This window comes from Patulibacter brassicae (genome assembly GCF_033949425.1).
In the GTDB taxonomy this organism is placed as follows: domain Bacteria; phylum Actinomycetota; class Thermoleophilia; order Solirubrobacterales; family Solirubrobacteraceae; genus Patulibacter; species Patulibacter brassicae.
The window spans coordinates 1-18,538 of sequence record NZ_JAXAVX010000016.1 but is presented as its reverse complement, the minus strand read 5'-3'; the positions used below and the strand labels follow the sequence as shown (position 1 = coordinate 18,538).

The window sequence follows — 18,538 nt, the reverse complement described above, 5'->3', positions numbered from 1 at the left end:
CGTCCGGCGCGGGTCAGCCGCGCTCGGCGAGCCGCTTGAGCTCGTTCGCGCGTCCGCCGACGAGCATCGGTCGCACGGCGGCCTCGAGCGGCCCGGTGATGAGCCGGCCGAGGATCCGGCCGAAGTCGACCTCGATCGCGTACGTCGCGCGGGTCCGGCCGTCGCCGAGGTCCTCGAGCGTCCAGCTGCCCGCGACGGACTTCACGTCGCCCTTCTCCTGGACCCAGGAGAGCCGGTGCGGCGCCTCGCGGGTGAAGCGCACCCGGGACACGAGCTTGCGGACCTTCGCGTCGTTGACGAACTCGCCCACGACGAGCCGGCCGTCGGCGTCCGCCTCGATCTCCCGCATCTCCAGCAGGCCGTCCTGCCACTCCGGTGCATCGCGCACCTCGTCGATCAGCGCCCAGACCGCGTCGATCGGGGCGTCGATCTCGCTCGTGGACTCGCCGCTCAGGGCCATCTCGTCCTCCTCGTCGGTTGCGGGCCGCACGCTAGCGGCCGCGGGGGCGTCGGTCAGCCGGCGAGGCGCCGCCGCAGCTCCTCGGGGCGGTTCAGCACGAGGCGCTGCCGGAGCTTCTCCTCGACGTCGCCGCGGATGAGCATGCCGAGCCCGAAGCCGGGATCGATCTGCAGCGCGTACGTCGCGCGGGTGCGCCCGCCGCCGAGGTCCTCGAGCGTCCAGGACCCCTCGAGGGCGGAGAGGTCGCCGCGCTCCTGCCGCCAGGCGACGCGCGTGGGCTCGGCGTACGTCACGGCGGCGGTCGAGCGCAGGACCTTGACCTTCGCGTCGATCGACGTGGTCACGCGCGCCCCGCGTCCGGCGGCGTCGCGCTCGAGGACCTCGATGTCGCCGATCGTGCCCTGCCACTCGGCGGCGTGGTCGAAGTCCGAGACGACCGCCCAGACCGCGTCGATCGGGTGGTCGAGCTCGACGTCGGCGCTCCCGCCTACGCGGCCCATCGCGGCGCTCCCGTGATCATGGCGGCGACGCTACCGACCCGCGCGGGCGGACGGGTGAAGATCCGTGGCGGGCCGCGCTGCGCGACCGGGACGTCCGCTAGCGTCGCCGCGGTGGCGGGCGGGGAGCGGACGGAGCGGGTGGCGGCGTCGCCGGAGGCGTGCTTCGCGCTGCTGCTGGACTTCGAGCGCTACCGCACGTGGCAGAGCACGGTGCGCCGCTGCGTCGTGCTGGAGCGCGACGACGCCGGGCGCGGTCGCGTCGTGGAGACCGAGATCGACCTGAAGGTCCGCCGGGCGCGCTACGTCCTGCGCTACCACTACGACCCGCCGCGGCGGATCTGGTGGGACTACGTCGAGGGAGACGTCCGGTCGATCAGCGGCGAGTACCGCTTCGATCCCGTGGGCGAGGACGCCACCGACGTCACGTACGCCGTCGACGTCGAGCTCGGCTTCGCGGTGCCCGGCCGGGTGGCGCGGGCGGTCGCCGAGCGCTCGCTGGCCACCGCCCTGCGCGAGCTGCGGGTCGCGCTCGAGGCCTGAGGGGCCGAGTGCGACCGGAAGGACGGCGCGCTCAGTCGCGCGGCCGCGGGCGGTCCTGGGTGGCGCCCAGGTGGCCGAGCTGGAGGAAGCCGGCGCCGAGTGAATGGAGCAGATCGCGGATCATGATGATCGCATCATAAGTAACGCCGGGACGCCTCGCTGTGCGGCTCGGCACACCGAGGGGTCGGCCGGGCGCGGAGGCGCGCGGGCCGCGGGGGCGCGCCGCCCGCGGGCCGCGTCACGCCGCGCGCGCCGTCCCGCTACTCTTCTCCACCTCGCCCTCTTAGCTCAGTTGGTAGAGCACTTCCATGGTAAGGAAGGGGTCGCCGGTTCGAGTCCGGCAGAGGGCTCTCGGAAGCCTCGCGTTCGCGGGGCTTCTGTCGTTCCGGGGTCAGGCGTCCCCGCCCCGGTGCACGCGCCGGTAGGCCGTCGGGGTGAGCCCGACCCGTCGACGCAGGTGCTCTCGCAGCGCGGCGGTGCTCGGGAAGCCGGCGAGCTGGGCGATCCGCTCGACGTCGTCGTCGGAGCTCTCGAGCAGCTCGCGAGCCCGCGCGACCCGCTGCTCGGTCAGCCACTGCTTCGGCGGGCAGCCGACCTCGCCGGCGAAGCGGCGGTTGAAGGTCCGCACGCTCATGTGGGCATGGCGGGCGAGGTCCGCGATGGCGAGCCGCTCGCCGAGGCGGTCGCAGGCCCAGTCGAGCGTCGGCCCGAGGCCGGTCGCCGCCGCGGGACGGGCGCTCGGCGGGATGAACTGCGCCTGGCCGCCGTCGCGGTGCGGCGCGGTGACGTTCCAGGACGCCAGCCGTGCGGCGACCGCCGCCCCGGCGTGGCGGCGCACGACGTGCAGGCAGAGGTCCAATCCGGCCGCGAGGCCGGCGGAGGTCAGGACGTCGCCCTCGTCGACGTACAGCACGTCGGGGCGGACCTCCACGTCCGGGTAGCCGGCCGCCAGGTCCGCGCAGTAGTCCCAGTGGGTCGTCGCGGTCCGGCCGTCCAGCAGGCCGGCCTGCGCGAGCACGAACGCCCCGATGCAGATGCTCATGACCGTCGCGCCGCGCTCGTGGGCGGCGCGCAGCGCGTCGAGCGCGGCAGGTGGGGCCGGCGCGTCGTGCGGGAAGCTGCCGGGGACGACCACGAGCTCGGCCGCGGCGACCGCCTCGAGCCCGTGCTCGACCTCGAGCAGGAACCCGTCCGGGGTCCGCACCCGTCCGGGGCGGACGCCGCAGGTCGCCAGCGTGAAGCCGTCGGCGACGCCATCGCGCCCGGCCCCGCGGCCGAGCGTCTGGACGGCGCAGCCGAGGTCGAAGGTCACCACGCCGTCGAGGGCCAGGGCGCACGCGCGGACGGTCACCCGCGACAGTGTGGCCGAAAATCGACGGAACGCGGCGAATCGGCCACTGGTCGGCGCCCGCGTCCCGCGCTTGGATCGTCCGCATGGGCGCACCGGCGAGCATGGACTGGCGATGGGCGAGGCGGACCGGGGGGATCCTGAGCGGTGCGCAGAAGCGAGCGCTCGCCGTCGAGCTCGCGAAGGTCGTCGCGCGCTACCCCGGCTCGCGCCTGCGCACGGCGCTCGGCCGGCGCGGCGGCGCCCGGCTGGACCTCGACGCCCTGCGGTGGCCCGACTCCTCCCTCGCCCGCGACGCGGAGGCCGAGGCGATCGCCGTGCTGTCCCCGCACATGCTCCACCACTCCTACCGGGTGTACGTGCTGGGCCTGCTGCTGGCGCAGATCGAGGGGGCCCGGGTCGACGAGGAGCTCGCGTTCGTCGCGTCGATCCTCCACGACACGCACCTCGAGCACCCCACCCCGGGGCGCTGCTTCGCCGTCGTCGGCGGCGAGCGGGCCGAGCGCTTCGCCCTCGACCACGGGGCCGCGCCGGAGGCGGCCTCGGCGGTCGGCGCCGCGATCGGCGCGCACATCACGGTCGGCGCAGGCGACGACCTGTCCGACCTCGGGGGGTTCGTCTCGGCGGGAGCGTTCACCGACATCACCGGCTTCCGCCTCGACGAGGTCGACCCGGCGTGGGTGGCGCAGCTCCTGGAGCGCCACCCGCGCCACGAGCTGACGCGCCACCTGCTGCGCGCCTGGCGCGAGGAGTCCCGCGCGGTCCCCGGTGGCCGCGCGCAGTGGCTCACGCGGTACGGCGCCTTCCCGCTCCTCCTGCGGGCGGCGCCCTACGCCGAGTAGCGCGGCGCGGCGGACCCAGGCGTCAGCGCCGCCCGCCGGCGGCGCGGCGGCGCGGCGCCTCGTCGTCGCTGGCCGCCGGGCGCACCGCGGTGAGGTGCCGGCCCGATCGCTCCGCGGCCTCGTGGTCGGCGCGGTGCCGTCCCTGACGCCACCAGTGGACGAGGAACGCCGCCAGCACGAGGGCGTTGACCGCCAGGACGACCCCCAGCGCCACGAGCAGGACCTGCCCCATCGGGCCACGGTAGCGGGGCCGCCGGAGGCACGGGGCGCGACGCCCCGCTCCGTCAGCGGGTCACGCGGATGGTGATCGCCGCGCCGTCCGCCGCGCTCGTGCTCGATCGGGAGGCGTTCGCCACGACGCGCCACTTCCCGGGCTTCGCGCCGCGGAGGCTCAGCTGCGTGTACGACTGGCCGCAGGCGGTGTTCGGGCCGACGCCACCGCGCAGCGCGACGCGCCGCAGGCGCTTGCCCTTCGACGAGACGAGGTGCACGTACGGCTTGGCGGCGCGCAGGCCCGTGATGTACAGCGGGATCGATCCGCCGGTCGGCGCGCGCTTCGTGCGGGCGAGGATCCGGCGCCGGTCGACCTGCAGGTAGGCGTAGGTGTTGTCGAACCCGTAGCTCGTGGCGCCCGTCGCGTCCGTCGCCTGGACGCGGACGCTGTAGCCGAGCAGCGGCAGGCCGGCGACCGTCGATCCCGGAGGGATCGCGAACGCCTGGCGGAACTGCGGCACGAGCGTGCCCGGCAGGGCCGTCGACGGCGCGTAGGTGATCGGACCCGGCTCCCGGCGGATCGCGTGCTGCGCCTCGGGCAGCAGGGACGGCGAGCCGTCCTTCAGCACCTGCGGCACCAGCACGACGTACCCGCGTTGACGCGACTGGAGGGCGGTCTCCGTGTAGTCGACGGCGACGCTCGCGGTGCCGCCGGGCGCGACGCACCTCGGCTCGTAGGTCGTCTGGGTCGCCGTGGCGGCCGCGGGGACGCCGAGCGGCGACCCGACGAGGAGGGCGAGGAGCGCGCGGGAGCGGAGCATGTGCGCGACGGTACCTGGCGCGCGGGCGCCAGGCGAGCGCCGGAGACCGGCGGCGCTCCGGGGCGGCGGCGACCGACCACCCGGACGCCGGTGCGATGGCGCGGCCCGCCCGTCGCCCGAGGGGGTCGGGGAGATAGCGTGTCCGACCGTGGGGGCCGGAGATCCTCCGCGAGCGACTCTCGACATCCAGGCGACGCAGGGCGGACGCAATGAGCAAGGTCATCTACACCTACACCGACGAGGCGCCGGCGCTGGCCACGCACTCGTTCCTGCCGATCATCGAGGCCTTCGCCGGGGCCGCCGGCGTCGAGGTGGAGCTCCGCGACATCTCGCTCGCGGGCCGGATCCTCGCGCAGTTCCCCGACCGCCTGACCGACGAGCAGCGCGTCCCCGACGCCCTGGCGGAGCTCGGTGAGCTCGCCAAGACGCCCGAGGCGAACATCATCAAGCTGCCGAACATCTCGGCGTCGATCCCACAGCTCAAGGCGGCCATCAAGGAGCTGCAGGACGCCGGGTACGACGTCCCCGCCTACCCCGAGAACCCGCAGACCGACGAGGAGCGCGCCGCGCGCGAGGCCTACGACCGGGTCAAGGGCTCGGCCGTGAACCCCGTCCTGCGACAGGGCAACTCCGACCGCCGCGCTCCGGCGTCGGTCAAGGCCTACGCGAAGAAGCACCCGCACCGCAACAAGCCGTTCGCGGAGGGCTCCAAGACCGCGGTCACGAGCCTCGCGGACCACGACTTCCGCCACAACGAGCGCTCCGTCGTCGCCTCCGCCGACGACACGCTGCGGATCGAGCTCGTCACCGCCGACGGCGAGACGCGCGTGCTGAAGGAGGCGCTCCCCGTCCTGGAGGGCGAGATCGTCGACGCCTCCGTCCTCGAGGCCGCCCCCCTGCAGTCCTTCCTCCGCGACACCGTCGCCCGGGCGAAGGAGGAGGGCATCCTCTACTCCGTCCACCTCAAGGCGACGATGATGAAGGTCTCCGACCCGATCATCTTCGGCCACGCCGTGAAGGCGTTCTTCGCCGACGTCTTCGAGCGCTACGGCGACGACCTCGCCGCCGCGGGCCTCTCGGCCAACGACGGGCTCGGCACGATCCTCCCGGGCCTCGACGCGCTGCCGAACGGCGCGGAGATCAAGGCCGCCTTCGAGCAGGCGATCGCCGACGGTCCCCGCCTCTCCTACGTGAACTCCGACAAGGGGATCACGAACCTCCACGTCCCCAGCGACGTCATCATCGACGCGTCGCTGCCGGCCCTCATCCGCAACGGCGGGCGCCTCTGGGGCCCGCAGGGCGAGGAGGACGACGCCCTCGTCGTCATCCCGGACTCCTCCTACGCCGGCGTGTACGACGCGGTGATCGAGGACGTGAAGGCCAACGGCCCGCTCGATCCCGCGACGATCGGCAGCGTGCCGAACGTGGGCCTCATGGCGCAGGCCGCGCAGGAGTACGGCAGCCACGACAAGACGTTCGAGATCGACGCCGCCGGCACCGTCCGCGTCGTGAGCGGCGCCGGCGAGGTCCTGCTCGAGCAGGCCGTCCAGCCCGGCGACATCTGGCGCGGCACGCAGACGAAGGACGTGCCGATCCGCGACTGGGTCCGGCTGGCCGTCGAGCGCGCCCGGGTCAGCGGCGACCCGGCGATCTTCTGGCTCGACGAGACGCGCGCGCACGACGCGAACCTCATCGCGAAGGTCAACGCGTACCTGCCCGAGCACGACACCGACGGGCTCGACATCCGGATCCTCGCGCCGGCCGAGGCCACGAAGGTCTCGCTCGACCGCCTGCGCCAGGGCCGGAACACGATCTCGGTCACCGGCAACGTGCTGCGCGACTACAACACCGACCTCTTCCCGATCCTCGAGGTCGGCACGAGCGCGAAGATGCTCTCCGTCGTACCGCTGATCGCGGGCGGGGGGCTGTTCGAGACGGGCGCGGGCGGCTCGGCGCCCAAGCACGTGCAGCAGCTCGTCGAGGAGGGCTACCTGCGCTGGGACAGCCTCGGCGAGTTCTTCGCCCTCGTCCCGTCGCTGGAGAAGCACGCCGAGCAGGCGGGCAACGACGCCGCGAAGGTCCTCGCCGGGGCGCTCGATCGCGGGACGGGCCGGTTCCTGGACGAGAACCGCTCGCCGGGGCGCAAGCTCGGCACGATCGACAACCGCGGCAGCCACTTCTACCTCGCCCTGTACTGGGCCCAGGAGCTGGCGTCGCAGACCGAGGACGCCGCCCTCGCCGAGCGCTTCGCCCCGCTCGCCGAGCAGCTCGCGGCGAACGAGGAGCGGATCGTCGGCGAGCTCGCGGCGGCCCAGGGCTCCCCGGTCGACCTCGGCGGCTACTACTTCGTCGACCGGGCGAAGGCCGACGCGGCGATGCGCCCGAGCGCGACGCTCAACGACGCGATCGCGTCGGTGCAGGCCGCCACGGCCTGACGCCGGCGCCGGCGCCGCGCCCCCCCTGCGGCTCGGGTGGCGCGCGCCGGGGACGGCGCTCAGCGCCGCGCGGCCTTCCAGCAGGCCATTCCCGCGTAGACCTCGTCGATCGTCAGCGAGCGCTCCGGCATCGGCGTCGGAGCGTCGCGCGACGCGCGCAGGCCGTCGAGCAGGATCGTCAGGAGCCGTCGCCAGACCTCCGGCTCCAGCGGCTCGGAGAAGTCGACGGCGGTGCCGACGGCGAGCTGGACGAGCGGGATGTCGAACGGCGAGACGTCGTCGCGCAGCGCGCCGGTGGCCTGGGCGCGTCGGACGAGCTCCTCGGCCCGGGGGCGCATCTTCTCGCGCATCGCCGCGACGCGGTCGCGGCCGCGGCCGGTGCTCATGAGCAGCTCCTTCAGCCCGCGGTCGGCGGCCTGGAGCTCCTGGCTGCGGGTGAGGAAGTGGACGAGCCCCTCCCAGGCGTCCTCGTGCGCGAGGCCCTCGTCGGCGGCGCCGACGATCGCCGAGATCCGCTGCTCGAAGAGGGCGTCGATCAGGCCGTCCTTCTCGGGGAAGCGGCGGTACACCGTGCCGACGCCGACCTCGGCGCGCGCGGCGACCTCGTCCATCGTGGCCGACAGCCCCTGCTCCGTGAAGACCTCGCGAGCGGCCTGGAGGATCCGCCGGCGGTTGCGCTCGGCGTCGGCGCGGAGGGGGCGATCGGGCGGCGCGACCTGGGAGTCGTCGGCATCGGGCACGGATCGATCGTAGCGAAACGGAGGACAGGCCTCCGGTTGTCTGCTACCTTCTCCGAAGCGAAGTTGAGGAACGGCCTCCACTTGGAGGTCCATCCTCCGCTTCACCGTCCCGAACGGGTGGCGGCCGTCCCGCAGCACGGGCCGCCACCCGGTCCCGTCCCGTCCCAGGAGCTCACCCATGTCCTCCTCTCCCGACACCCCGGTCGCGGCGCCGGCCGCGGTCGACCCGCACCACGAGCGGCGCTGGCTGATCCTCGTCGTCGTCGGCATCGCCCAGCTGATGGTCGTGCTCGACGCGACGATCACGAACATCGCGCTGCCCTCCGCCCAGGCGGACCTCGGCTTCTCCGACGGCTCGCGCCAGTGGGTCATCACCGCGTACGCGCTCGCCTTCGGCAGCCTCCTCCTGCTCGGGGGGCGGCTCGGCGACCTGCTCGGACGCAAGCGCGTCTTCGTCGTCGGCCTGCTCGGCTTCGCGACCGCGTCCGCGGTCGGCGGTGCCGCGGGCAGCTTCGGCGTGCTCGTCGGCGCCCGTGCCGCCCAGGGCGTGTTCGCCGCGCTGCTCGCGCCCGCCGCCCTCGGCCTGCTCTCCACGACGTTCACCGATCCGGCGGAGCGCGCCAAGGCGTTCGGCGTGTTCGGCGCGATCGCCGGCGCGGGCGCCGGCATCGGCATGCTGCTCGGCGGCGTCCTCACCGACCTCCTGTCCTGGCGCTGGAGCCTCTACGTCAACCTGCTGTTCGCGATCCCCGCGGCGACGGCGGCCGTCCGCCTGCTGCACGGCACGCGCGCGGGCTCGCTCCGCGGCCGGATCGACGTGCCGGGCACGCTCACCGCGACCGCGGGCCTGCTCGCGCTCGTCTACGGCTTCTCGCACGCGGAGAGCGACGGCTGGGGCAACGGCCTGACCGTCGCGATGCTCGCCGCCGCCGCGGTCCTGCTCGTCTCGTTCGTGCTCGTCGAGCGCCGCAGCGACAAGCCGCTGCTGCCGCTCTCCGTCGTCACCGACCGGGCGCGCGCGTCGGCCTACCTCTCCTTCGGCCTCGCCGGCGCCGCGATGTTCGCCGTGTTCCTCTTCATGACGTTCTACCTGCAGCGGACGCTCGGCTTCTCGCCCCTGGAGACCGGGTTCGCGTTCCTGCCGCTGAACCTCGTGATCATCGCCACCGCGACGACGGTGTCGACCCGGATCCTGCCGCGGACCGGCCCCCGGCCGCTCGTCCCGACGGGGATGCTCCTCGGTGCCGCGTCGATGCTCTGGTTCACCGGGCTCGACGTCGACGGCGGCTACGCCGGGCACATCCTGCCGGGGCTCCTCGTCATGGGCGTCGGCATGGGCCTGATCTTCGCCCCGGCGATGGCGACCGCGACGCTCGGCGTCGCGCCGCAGCACGCCGGCGTCGCCTCGGCGATGGTCTCGACCGGCCAGCAGGTTGGCGGCGCGGTCGGCACGGCGCTCCTCAGCACGCTCGCCGCCAGCGCCACGTCGGGCTACGTCGACGGGCGCGTCCCGTCCCAGCAGGTGCTCGCCGAGGCGGCCGTCCACGGGTACACGACGGCCTTCTGGTGGGCCGCGGGGATCTTCCTGCTCGGCGCCGCCGTCTCGGCCGCGCTCCTGCCGCGCCGCGCCGCCGCGCAGGCGCCGGTCGGCGAGCCCGTGCTCGCCCACTGAGCCTGCCCGTCCCGCCGGCTCGGCCGGCGGGACGCGGGCGGACCGCGTCCCCTCAGCGCGAGTCGACCGGGCCCGGGCGCAGGGTCGGGAGCACCGTCCCGAGCAGGCCGCGGACCGTCGCGCTCGTGACGTTCAGCCAGTCGAAGTGGTCGCGCCAGAGCGTGATCCGCCCGTCGCGGACCTCGAACGTCCCGCAGACCCAGAACGCGACGCGCAGGCGGCCGACCTCGAGGACGTCGGTCCGCTCCGTGAGCACGACCGGGCCGTTCACGGCGATCCGGTGCGTGTGCGCCTCGAAGCCCGTGGCGAGCCTCAGGGCCGCGCCGAGCACCCGCCGCAGCGCCTCGCGGCCGTGGACCGTCGGCAGCGAGACGTTCTCGTAGACGAGGTCCTCGGCCACGAGGTTCACCGCCCGCTCCACGTCGCGCAGCTCGAGCGAGGCGAGGAAGGCGCGGACGACGGTGGCCTCGGGGGTGTCGAGCGCGTCGGTCCCGCCCGTGCCGGAGAGGGGCCCGGAGTCGGAGAACGTCATGCCTCCCGACGGTAGCCGGTCCCCGGCGGGCGCGGAAGGGCGGGTGGGACCGGCGGCCGCGGGCGACGCGCCTAGCGCTCGCCGGGCGCGGGCGCGGGCGCCGTGGCGGTCGTCGCCGCGGGCGCGTCGTCGTCGCGCTCGACCGGCACGTCGAGACGCTCGCGGCGCGCGGTCGAGGAGCCGGTCCCCGGGTCGACGGACACGAGGTCGGCGGCCAGCGGCCGGAAGCGCTCGCGCCGGCCGGCGTCGTAGAGCAGCCGGGCGATCCCGACCGCGGTCGGGTCGCCGGCGAGGTTGCCCGTGCCGCCCGCGCCGACGCTGCCGCCGTTGAGCACCGTCACCCGGTCGCCGGGGCGGTCGAGCTCGGCGGCGTGCGTGTGCCCGACGACGAAGACGAGCGGGCGTCGCGGCGGGTCGGCCTCCAGCTCGCGCAGCGCGATCCCGAGCATCGCGGGCTCGTGGACCATGACGACGTCGACCCGTCCCCGCAGCGGGCGCAGCCAGTCGGCGAACGCCTGCTGGTCCTCCGCGCTCGGGCCCCCGTCGTCGTAGCGGTCCCGGTAGCCCTCGCTGCGCAGCCGCACGAACGGGTCCCCGTAGCCGGCGACGCGCACGCCGCCGACCTCGACCGTCGGGTCGCGCCGCGATCCGGGACGGGGCCGGCCGTCGCGGCCGAGCGGCCCGAAGCGTCCGAGGACGAGCGCGCCCCGGCGCGCCAGCGCTCGCGCGAGCAGGTCGGAGTCGTGGTTGCCGGTGACGAAGACGAACGGGCGCCCGAGGTGCACGACCCGCTCGAGGAGGTTCGACTCCAGCGGCGAGCCGCGATCGGTGAGGTCGCCGGCGAAGAGCAGCGGGCCGCCGTCGGTGATCCGCCCGAGGATCGGCAGCGCCAGCACGTTGTTGTGCAGGTCGGAGGCGACCGTGAGCCGGCGTGCGCCGCCGAGCGACGTGCGCCGCGCCGGGTCGACGACGAGGCGGGCGAGGCCGACGAGCTGCGCGTCGAGCTCCTGGTCCAGGACGCCGGCGGAGCGCTGGGCGTCGGAGAGGACCGAGAGCGCGCGCGGGATGTCCGGCCCGAAGGCGTAGTACTGCGGGCGGTCCAGCGCGCCGCGCGGGGGCAGGAGGACGACGAGCAGGATCCCGCCGGCGACCGCGGTGCCGGCGGCCAGCGACGCGGTCCAGCGCAGGCGCGGCCCGTTGCGGGAGCGGACCGCCAGCGCGACGAGCAGGCCGGTCAGGGCCCCGGCGAGGACGGCGATGAGGATCGAGCCGCGCAGGTACCCGGCCAGCGCGTCGCGCGCCTCCGCCTGGACCTCGTGGGCGTCGAGCCGCCCCGCCTCGGCGACCCGGCGGGCGGCGTCGCGGTCGACGGTCCGCAGGTCGACCTCCAGGCGCGCCGGCAGGCGGATCGCCGCGTAGCGCACGCCCCAGTCCACGAGCGGGACGTAGAGGTCCAGCGCGCCGCGGTGCCCGGGGGAGAGCGACATCCGGATCTCGCCGACCGAGAGCCGCGCGGTCCGGTCGTGGACGGCGAGCGCCGCCGTCCCGCCGCCGACCGTGGCGACGACGACGGCGAGGACGGTCAGGACGCGGCGCGCCCGCGGCGCCGCCGTGCCGAGGCGCCGGGCGAGCGCCTGCAGCTGGGTGGGGGCGCGGGCCACGTCCCGAGGGTACGCGGGCCGACCGCGCCCCGGCGTCGCCACGGACGCCTCGGCCGGGGACGCGGCGCGCGGTCCGTCGGGCGCGGCCGGGTCAGGCCGCGCCGGCGGCGGCGCGCGCGGCCTCGACCATCTCCTCGATCCGCGTGAGCTTCACCCGCGGGCGGCCCTGCGGCTCGCCGAGCGCCTGCTCGTGCGCGTCGATCCGCTGCCACGCCGCCCAGTCGATGAGATCCGGCTGGCGCTCGGCGAGGAGCTCGCCGAGGTCGCTCGCGTCCTCGGACGGCGCCGGCAGGGCGCCGGCGGCGACGTCCTCGAGCAGCGCGTCGACGGTGCCCTGGGCGCACTTCTTGTTCGTGCCGATGATCCCCGACGGGCCGCGCTTGATCCAGCCGGCGGTGTAGACGCCCGGGACCTGCTCGTCGGTGTTCTCGTCGATCACGCGGCCCGCGACGTTGCGGATCGTCGCGCGCTGGTCGTCGAAGGGCACGTCGGCGAGCTTCGTGCCGCGGTAGCCGATCGAGCGCAGGACGAGGCCGCACTCGATGACCTCCGTCTCCTCCGTCGGGCGGGCGGAGAGCCAGCCGTCGTCGTCGGCGACGAGCTCGTTCCGCACGAGCTCGATCCCCTCGACCTTGTCCTCGCCGAGGATCCGGACGGGGGAGGCGAGGAACCGCAGGACGATCCGGCGCTTCTTGCCGTCCGGCGTGCGCGTGGAGTACTCCGTGGCGATCTCGACGTTGCGCTTCTCGCGCACGTCGGCGCCGTCGCGCTCGAGCCACGTCCTCGAGTGCTCGTCGAGGGCGACCTCCGCGGGGTCCACGACGATGTCGCAGTCGGCCATCTCGCCGAGCTCGCGCAGCTCCGGGTTCGTGAACGCCGCCTGCGCCAGCCCGCGCCGGCCGACCATGACGATCTCCTCGATCCCGGATTCCGCCAGCGCGGCGATCGCGTGGTCGGCGGTGTCGGTCTCGCGCAGCTCGTCGGCGGAGAGCCCGAGCATCCGGGCGACGTCGACGGCGACGTTGCCGTTGCCGATGACCACGGCGCGCTTCACCGACAGGTCGAACTCGGCGTCCCGGTGGTCGGGGTGGCCGTTGTACCAGGCGACGAACTCGGTGGCGGCGTGCGAGCCCGGGAGGTCCTCGCCGGGGATCCCGAGGCGCCGGTCGTGCGAGGCGCCGGTCGTGTAGATCACCGCGTGGTGGCGCTCGAGCAGCTCCGCGTGCGAGACGTCGCGACCCACCTCGACGTTGCCGAAGAAGCGGAAGCCGGGCTTCGCGGCCGTCTTCTCGTAGATCCGGGTGACGGACTTGATCTTCGGGTGGTCGGGCGCGACGCCGAAGCGCACGAGCCCGAACGGCACGGGCAGGCGGTCCAGCAGCGTGATCTCGACCTCGACGTCCTTGGCGGCCAGGAGCTGGCCGGCGGCGTAGAAGCCGGCCGGGCCGGCGCCGACGATGGCGACCTTCAAGGGGCTGGCGGTTCCGGGCTGGTCGGACACGGGCATCTCGGGTGTCGGGTGCGGGTCGGCGACCGCGGGGGGTCGCGGGGCGCCGCGGACGCCGTACGGCGCCGGGCGGGATCCCCCACCGGCATCGTACGGATTCGAATGTCTGGACGCCCTGTCCGGACGATATGGCTTCCCGCCGTTCGGGCGGGGCGCGACGGCCCTGTCTCTCCCGTTCGGATGGTCCGCACGGGCGGTTCGGACGACCCGCCGCTCCTGACGACGCGCGGCGCCGACGCCCTCTCGGGGGTCCGGTCCCCCGCGTCGGGGGTCGTCGCGGTCGGACGTCAGCGCGTGGGGGTGCCCGCGGCGAACGCGTCGGCCGCCGCGAGGTCGAAGGCGCCGTGGTCGCTGCCCAGGCCGCCCGCCACGAGCGCCGCGCAGGCGCTGCCGAGGATCGCGCTGCCGCGCGGGTCGCGCCCGAGCGCCAGTCCCCGGAGGTAGCCGGCGGAGAACGCGTCGCCGCAGCCCGACGTGTCCACGACGTCGATCGCGAAGGCCGGGACCTCGAGGACCTCCTCGGCCGTGACCACGAGCGCGCCGTCGGCGCCGCGCGTGACCGCGACGGTGCCCGCGCCGCGCGCCACGAGCGCCCGGCAGCCGGCGACGAGGTCCTCCTCGCCGGTGAAGCCGCGGACCTGCGCGTCGTTGGGCAGCAGGTGGTCGATGCCCGGCAGCGCGGGCGCGATCCACTCCAGGAGCCCGGGGTCCCCGTCGGCGAGGACGTCGGCCGAGGTCGTCGCGCCCGCATCGCGGGCGAGCGTCAGGAGCTCGAGGGCGAGCTCGCCGCCGAGGAACTCGGGTCCGCCGAGGTGCAGGTGCGTGCTCTCGCCGATCGCGGCGCGGACGTCCTCGCCGGGCACCCAGCCGCCGTTGGCGCCGATGACGTGGAGGGCGGGACGGTCGCCGTTGGGACGGATCGGCAGGACGCTCGCCGACGTCTGGACGTCGTCCCGGCGCGCGACGAGATCCGGCCGCACGCCGCAGCCGCGCAGGAGCGTCAGGAGGAGGTCGCCGAGCGGATCGCTGCCGACGGCGCCGGCGGTCCGGACCTCGGCGCCGAGCTTCGCGAGCGTGATCGCGGTGCCGGCCGCCGTCCCGGCCGGGACGGCGCGGATCTCCTCCAGGAGCTGCGAGCCCTGGCCGGCCGGGATCTCCTGGACGGGGCGGGCGAGGACGTCCAGGACGTGGACGCCGAGGCAGAGGGCGCGCACCGCTCAGGCCTCCGAGCGGTCGTGGGACGCGGCGTGGGTGGTGCCGTAGCTCCGGGCGACGGCGGCGTCGATCACCGCCTGCACCTGGCCGGCGTCGAGGACCTGGACCGGGCCCGCGGCGCGCGCCCGCAGGTACACGTCGCAGCACCACTCCAGGAGGTCGGTCTGGTCGATCGCGCCGGCGAGGTCGCCGCCGACGACGGTCGCGCCGTGGTTGGCCATCAGGGCGGCCTGGCGCCCGTCGCGCAGCGCCTCGCCGACGAGCGCGGCGAGCTCGGGCGTCCCGAACGGGGCGAAGGGCGCGATCCGCACCGCGCCGCCGAGCCGCAGCAGCTCGTAGTGCACGAGCGGCAGCTCGTCGAGCTCCAGGCAGGACACGGCGGTCGCGGCCGGCGGGTGGCTGTGGACGACCGCGCCGGCGCCGTGGTCGCGGTAGGCGACGAGGTGGAGGTCGAGCTCGGAGGTCGCGCGGAGCGGTCCCCACCGGTGCTCGCCGTCGAGGCCGACCACCGCGACGTCGTCGCCCCGCAGCGTTCCGAGCCGCGCTCCGGTCGGGGTGACGACGACGTCGTCCCCGACCCGCAGGCTGAGGTTGCCGCTCGTTCCCCGGACGAGCCCGGTCGCGGCGAGCTCCCGGGCCGCCTCGGCGATCTGCTCCCGTTCCCCGGCGTGCATGACGGGGAGTCTCCCTGACGGCGCGTCACGCGTGTCGATCGCTGTGCGAACTGGCGGTTGCGCCGTGGGGAACGTGCGGCGTATGCTGAAAGCGCTTCAGGTTTCACCCTCGTAACCGACGACCGTCCGGGTCGCCGCGCCACGGGGGTCCGACGCGCCGCCGCATGCCCTCGACCGACCAGCCCGACCTCCTCGGCCTCCGCCGCACGCCGACCCAGCGCCGGAGCCTCGAGCGGCTGCACCGCGCCCTCGACGCGGCCGACCGCCTCGTCGCGGCGGAGGGCGTCGACGCGCTCACCACGACGACGGTCGCGCGAGAGGCCGACATCTCCGTCGGGTCGCTCTACCAGTACTTCCCCGACCGCGAGGCGATCATCACCGCCCTCGCGAGCCGCTACCTCGCCGGTTTCGACGAGCTCGTCGAGCAGGTCGTCGAGGCGGCCAGCCGCGAGATCTGGCCGGATCCGATCGGCGTCGTGCTCGACGCGTTCGTCGCGCGCTGGCGGTCGGAGCCCGGCTACCGCGCGCTGTGGCTCGGCAGCCAGCTGCCGCCCCAGCTCGTGGAGGCCGACCGCGACAACAACCGCCTGATCGCCGACGCGGCCCGCCGGATCCTCGTCGGCCAGGGCCACCTGCCCGACACCCCCGAGCTCGCCCGCCGCTGCTGGGTGGCGGTGCTCTGCTGCGACGCGCTGCTGCGCGAGGCGTTCCGCGCCGACCCGGAGGGCGATCCCGAGCTGCTGGCCGAGGCCGGCGTCGTGCTCCGGGGCTACCTCCTCGACCCGGCGGACGCGTCCGCCGACCCCTCACCGAAGGACCCGCGATGACCGACCACGCCCTCTCCCGCCGGCGCCTCCTCGGCGCGGGCGCCGCCGCCTCGACCGGGGCGCTCGCCGCCGCCGCGCTGCCCGACGTCGCGGACGCGAAGGCGCGCCGCAAGCCCCGGAAGGCCCGGCCGCGATCGGTCGACGTCGTCGTCGTCGGCGGCGGGCTCTCCGGCCTGACGGCCGCCCGGCGGGTCGCCGCCGCGGGACGCTCGGTCGTCGTGCTCGAGGCCCGGGACCGCGTCGGGGGGCGGACGCTGAACCACGACGTCGCGCCGGGGCGGCCCGTCGAGGCCGGGGGCGAGTACGTCGGCCCGACGCAGAACCACGTCCTGAACGCCTGTCGCGAGATGCAGATCGGCGTCTACCAGGCGTACTTCAAGGGCGACTCGAGCTACGTCGCCGACGGGCAGGTCACGCGCTACCAGGGCGACATCCCGCCCGCGGCGCTGGACCTCGTCGGCCTCCAGGACCTGCTGTCGCAGGTCAACGGCATGGCGGACTCGTTCCGGGTCGGCGAGCCGTGGGGCCATCCGCAGGCCGCGGAGCTCGAGGGGCAGAGCGTCGACAGCTGGCTGCGCAGCCGCGGGCTGCTCATGACCCCGCGGGTCCACGAGCTCGTCGAGTGCCTCATCGAGCCGAGCTTCGGCGCGTCGAACCGCGAGATCTCGATGCTCCTCTTCGCCCGGTTCGTCAACGGCTCCGGGGACGAGCAGCACAAGGGCACGGTCGAGCGGATGCTCGGCGGCAAGGGCGGCGGTCAGGACTCGCGGATCCTCGGCGGCAGCCAGCTCATCTCCCTCGCGATGGCCGACGCGCTCGGCGCCGCGCGCGTCCGCCTGAACGCGCCCGTCCGCCGCGTGACGCAGGCCGGCGGGCGGCTCGAGGTCGTCTCGGACGCCGGCACCTGGAAGGCGCGCAAGGTCGTCGTCGCCGTGCCGCCGCCCCTCGCCGCGGCGATCGACTTCCAGCCCGTCCTCCCGGCCGAGCACCGGATGCTGCTGCAGCGCTCGCCGATGGGGGCGCTCATGAAGTGCGAGGCGGTCTACGACAAGCCGTTCTGGCGCGAGCAGGGCCTCAACGGCTCGGCGGTCGTCGCCGGCGGCTACCCGATGAAGGTCATCTTCGACAACACCCCGCCCGAGGGCGGCCCCGGGGTCCTCTTCGGCTTCTGCGGCGGCGACTCGTGGCGACGCTTCAGCGGCCTGCCCGTCCGCGAGCGGCGGGAGCTCGTGCTGCGGCAGTTCGCCAAGCACGTCGGCCCGCAGGCGCTGAAGGCGAAGGACTACTTCGACATGGACTGGGGCCGCGAGCCGTGGTCGGCCGGCGGCCCGGTCGCGATCCCCTCGGCGGGCACGCTGACGGGCTTCGGCCGCTGGATCCGCCGCCCGCACGGGGACGTCCACTTCGCCGGCACGGAGACGGCCGACTACTGGGCCGGGTTCATGGACGGCGCGATCAGCGCCGGCAAGCGCGCCGCGCGCGAGGTGCTCGCGTGAGCGCCCGGTCGCGCGCCTCCCGGACGGGCGGCGTGGCGCTGCTGGTCGCCACCGCGCTGCTGGCGCCCGCGGCGGGGGCCTCGGCGCACTCCGCCCACGCCGCCGAGGAGGAGATGCGCGAGGCCGCGAAGCTCCCGCAGCGACCGACGACGGCCCCGCGCGGCGCCGCCGAGCTGCGTGCCGCGACGGCGATCGGGCCGGCGTCCTCGTTCGACGCGGGCGAGCTGCCCCCGCCGGACCCGCGCGCGCCCGCCGACGGGCTGCGGGCGGGGGTCGGACGGGCCGACATGACGCCGCCGCTCATGGGCAAGTACTTCCTCGGCGGCTGGACCCGGGCGGACCAGATCGGCCACGGCGTCTCGACGCGGCTGACCGTCAGCGCGCTGACGCTGCAGCGCGGGAGCGAGAAGCTCGCCCTCGTCGCGCTGGCCGGCTTCGCCGTGCCGCAGGGCCTGCAGCAGGCGATCGCGGCGAAGGTCGCCGACCTCGGCTTCACCGAGCGCAACGTCATCATCTCGGCGACGCACACCCACTCGTCGGTCGGGGGCTACTCCCCGTCGGAGACGCTGAACACCGCGGCGCCGGGGCCGCAGATGATCCTCACCGATCCGGTGAGCCTCGCGCGGTTCGTCTCGCCCGCGCCGGCCGACCGGCAGCTCTACACCTTCCTCGTCGAGCGCGCCGCCCTCGCGATCCGCCGTTCGGCGACGACGCTCGTGCCCGCCGTCGCCGGGTGGGGGCACACGACGCTCTACGGCCTGACGCGCAACCGCAGCCTCCCCGCGCGGATGGCGGACCTCGGGATCACCGATCCGGCGAAGGTCCCGTACGAGCGGACGATCAACCCGAACGTCGACGTCCTGCGAGTGGACGCCCTGAGCGCGGCGACGTGCGCGGGCACGGTCCGCGCGGCCAAGCGGCGGGCCACGGCCTCGCGCAAGCGCGCCCGGACGCTGGCCGTCCGGCGCGATCGCGCACGGCGGGCGGCCCGCCGGGCGACGGGCGCGGTGTCGACGAACGGCAGCTCCTCCCGCCCGAAGAGCACGACCCCGACG

The 18,538-nt window shown here is 75.3% G+C and carries 18 protein-coding genes and 1 tRNA gene; 8 read left to right on the top strand and 11 right to left on the bottom strand.

What is annotated here, in order from left to right; all coding sequences use genetic code 11:
- Nucleotides 1–13: 13 nt before the first annotated feature.
- Nucleotides 14–460 carry a type II toxin-antitoxin system RatA family toxin gene (locus SK069_RS18310; RefSeq protein WP_319955706.1) on the bottom strand — a complete coding sequence of 149 codons (447 nt, stop codon included), beginning with the start codon at nt 458–460 and terminating at the stop codon, nt 14–16.
- A gap of 53 nt (nt 461–513) precedes the next feature.
- Complete coding sequence (locus SK069_RS18305; protein WP_319955705.1) at nt 514–960, bottom strand: type II toxin-antitoxin system RatA family toxin; 447 nt, start codon at nt 958–960, stop codon at nt 514–516.
- Nucleotides 961–1,071: 111 nt separating this feature from the next.
- On the opposite strand from SK069_RS18305, the gene SK069_RS18300 reads away from it, so the two are divergent.
- Both SK069_RS18300 and SK069_RS18295 read left to right on the top strand, forming a co-directional pair.
- The gene (locus tag SK069_RS18300) at nt 1,072–1,500 is read left to right on the top strand and encodes a type II toxin-antitoxin system RatA family toxin (protein ID WP_319955704.1); all 429 of its coding nucleotides are present in this window, start codon (nt 1,072–1,074) and stop codon (nt 1,498–1,500) included.
- Nucleotides 1,501–1,777: 277 nt separating this feature from the next.
- Nucleotides 1,778–1,850: transfer RNA gene (locus SK069_RS18295), tRNA-Thr, on the top strand.
- A gap of 41 nt (nt 1,851–1,891) precedes the next feature.
- Here the strand turns inward: SK069_RS18295 and SK069_RS18290 are convergent.
- Entirely contained in the window at nt 1,892–2,851 is a 960-nt protein-coding gene (locus SK069_RS18290; protein ID WP_319955703.1) for a GlxA family transcriptional regulator, read from the bottom strand.
- An 83-nt stretch (nt 2,852–2,934) separates the two neighbouring features.
- Here SK069_RS18290 and SK069_RS18285 point away from each other — a divergent pair, with 83 nt between their 5' ends.
- Nucleotides 2,935–3,690 carry an HD domain-containing protein gene (locus tag SK069_RS18285; RefSeq protein WP_319955702.1) on the top strand — a complete coding sequence of 252 codons (756 nt, stop codon included), beginning with the start codon at nt 2,935–2,937 and terminating at the stop codon, nt 3,688–3,690.
- 22 nt (nt 3,691–3,712) lie between these two features.
- Here SK069_RS18285 and SK069_RS18280 read toward each other — a convergent pair whose 3' ends face one another.
- Both SK069_RS18280 and SK069_RS18275 read right to left on the bottom strand, forming a co-directional pair.
- Nucleotides 3,713–3,922 (bottom strand): hypothetical protein, encoded by a 210-nt coding sequence (locus SK069_RS18280; protein WP_319955701.1) that lies wholly within the window; start codon nt 3,920–3,922, stop codon nt 3,713–3,715.
- Between the two features lie 52 nt (nt 3,923–3,974).
- Nucleotides 3,975–4,724 (bottom strand): hypothetical protein, encoded by a 750-nt coding sequence (locus SK069_RS18275; protein WP_319955700.1) that lies wholly within the window; start codon nt 4,722–4,724, stop codon nt 3,975–3,977.
- A 209-nt stretch (nt 4,725–4,933) separates the two neighbouring features.
- Here SK069_RS18275 and SK069_RS18270 point away from each other — a divergent pair, with 209 nt between their 5' ends.
- Nucleotides 4,934–7,159 carry an NADP-dependent isocitrate dehydrogenase gene (locus tag SK069_RS18270; RefSeq protein ID WP_319955699.1) on the top strand — a complete coding sequence of 742 codons (2,226 nt, stop codon included), beginning with the start codon at nt 4,934–4,936 and terminating at the stop codon, nt 7,157–7,159.
- Between the two features lie 59 nt (nt 7,160–7,218).
- On the opposite strand, the gene SK069_RS18265 is transcribed toward SK069_RS18270, so the two are convergent.
- Entirely contained in the window at nt 7,219–7,899 is a 681-nt protein-coding gene (locus SK069_RS18265; RefSeq protein WP_319955698.1) for a TetR/AcrR family transcriptional regulator, read from the bottom strand.
- 178 nt (nt 7,900–8,077) lie between these two features.
- On the opposite strand from SK069_RS18265, the gene SK069_RS18260 reads away from it, so the two are divergent.
- Complete coding sequence (locus tag SK069_RS18260; protein WP_319955697.1) at nt 8,078–9,571, top strand: MFS transporter; 1,494 nt, start codon at nt 8,078–8,080, stop codon at nt 9,569–9,571.
- 52 nt (nt 9,572–9,623) lie between these two features.
- Here SK069_RS18260 and SK069_RS18255 read toward each other — a convergent pair whose 3' ends face one another.
- From SK069_RS18255 to SK069_RS18235, 5 genes are all read right to left on the bottom strand, one after another.
- Nucleotides 9,624–10,103, bottom strand: a complete 480-nt coding sequence (locus tag SK069_RS18255) for a limonene-1,2-epoxide hydrolase family protein (RefSeq protein ID WP_319955696.1) — start codon at nt 10,101–10,103, stop codon at nt 9,624–9,626.
- A 71-nt stretch (nt 10,104–10,174) separates the two neighbouring features.
- On the bottom strand, nt 10,175–11,764 hold the full coding sequence (locus tag SK069_RS18250; RefSeq protein WP_319955695.1) for a metallophosphoesterase family protein: 1,590 nt from the start codon (nt 11,762–11,764) through the stop codon (nt 10,175–10,177).
- A gap of 91 nt (nt 11,765–11,855) precedes the next feature.
- Complete coding sequence (locus SK069_RS18245; RefSeq protein ID WP_319955694.1) at nt 11,856–13,265, bottom strand: FAD-dependent oxidoreductase; 1,410 nt, start codon at nt 13,263–13,265, stop codon at nt 11,856–11,858.
- A gap of 293 nt (nt 13,266–13,558) precedes the next feature.
- Nucleotides 13,559–14,485 carry a carbohydrate kinase family protein gene (locus SK069_RS18240; RefSeq protein ID WP_319955693.1) on the bottom strand — a complete coding sequence of 309 codons (927 nt, stop codon included), beginning with the start codon at nt 14,483–14,485 and terminating at the stop codon, nt 13,559–13,561.
- 3 nt (nt 14,486–14,488) lie between these two features.
- Nucleotides 14,489–15,160 carry a class II aldolase/adducin family protein gene (locus SK069_RS18235; protein WP_319955692.1) on the bottom strand — a complete coding sequence of 224 codons (672 nt, stop codon included), beginning with the start codon at nt 15,158–15,160 and terminating at the stop codon, nt 14,489–14,491.
- Nucleotides 15,161–15,324: 164 nt separating this feature from the next.
- Between SK069_RS18235 and SK069_RS18230 the strand changes: the two genes are divergently transcribed.
- From SK069_RS18230 to SK069_RS18220, 3 genes are all read left to right on the top strand, one after another.
- Nucleotides 15,325–15,987: a TetR/AcrR family transcriptional regulator gene (locus tag SK069_RS18230; protein ID WP_319955691.1), complete on the top strand. Its 663-nt coding sequence runs from the start codon at nt 15,325–15,327 to the stop codon at nt 15,985–15,987.
- The gene (locus SK069_RS18225) at nt 15,984–17,483 is read left to right on the top strand and encodes a flavin monoamine oxidase family protein (RefSeq protein ID WP_319955690.1); all 1,500 of its coding nucleotides are present in this window, start codon (nt 15,984–15,986) and stop codon (nt 17,481–17,483) included. Before SK069_RS18230 ends, SK069_RS18225 begins: the two co-directional genes overlap by 4 nt.
- Nucleotides 17,480–18,538: neutral/alkaline non-lysosomal ceramidase N-terminal domain-containing protein (locus tag SK069_RS18220; RefSeq protein WP_319955689.1), on the top strand; the 1,059-nt coding region annotated here is incomplete at its 3' end. The genes SK069_RS18225 and SK069_RS18220, both read left to right, overlap by 4 nt.

Bases quoted from the DNA above. Each gene is read 5' to 3' on its own strand.
- SK069_RS18225 (WP_319955690.1), top strand. From the start codon at position 15,984: ATGACCGACCACGCCCTCTCCCGCCGGCGCCTCCTCGGCGCGGGCGCC.
- SK069_RS18275 (WP_319955700.1), bottom strand. From the start codon at position 4,724: ATGCTCCGCTCCCGCGCGCTCCTCGCCCTCCTCGTCGGGTCGCCGCTC.
- SK069_RS18305 (WP_319955705.1), bottom strand. From the start codon at position 960: ATGGGCCGCGTAGGCGGGAGCGCCGACGTCGAGCTCGACCACCCGATC.
- SK069_RS18280 (WP_319955701.1), bottom strand. From the start codon at position 3,922: ATGGGGCAGGTCCTGCTCGTGGCGCTGGGGGTCGTCCTGGCGGTCAAC.
- SK069_RS18235 (WP_319955692.1), bottom strand. From the start codon at position 15,160: ATGCACGCCGGGGAACGGGAGCAGATCGCCGAGGCGGCCCGGGAGCTC.
- SK069_RS18260 (WP_319955697.1), top strand. From the start codon at position 8,078: ATGTCCTCCTCTCCCGACACCCCGGTCGCGGCGCCGGCCGCGGTCGAC.
- SK069_RS18270 (WP_319955699.1), top strand. From the start codon at position 4,934: ATGAGCAAGGTCATCTACACCTACACCGACGAGGCGCCGGCGCTGGCC.
- SK069_RS18255 (WP_319955696.1), bottom strand. From the start codon at position 10,103: ATGACGTTCTCCGACTCCGGGCCCCTCTCCGGCACGGGCGGGACCGAC.
- SK069_RS18285 (WP_319955702.1), top strand. From the start codon at position 2,935: ATGGGCGCACCGGCGAGCATGGACTGGCGATGGGCGAGGCGGACCGGG.
- SK069_RS18310 (WP_319955706.1), bottom strand. From the start codon at position 460: ATGGCCCTGAGCGGCGAGTCCACGAGCGAGATCGACGCCCCGATCGAC.
- SK069_RS18230 (WP_319955691.1), top strand. From the start codon at position 15,325: ATGCCCTCGACCGACCAGCCCGACCTCCTCGGCCTCCGCCGCACGCCG.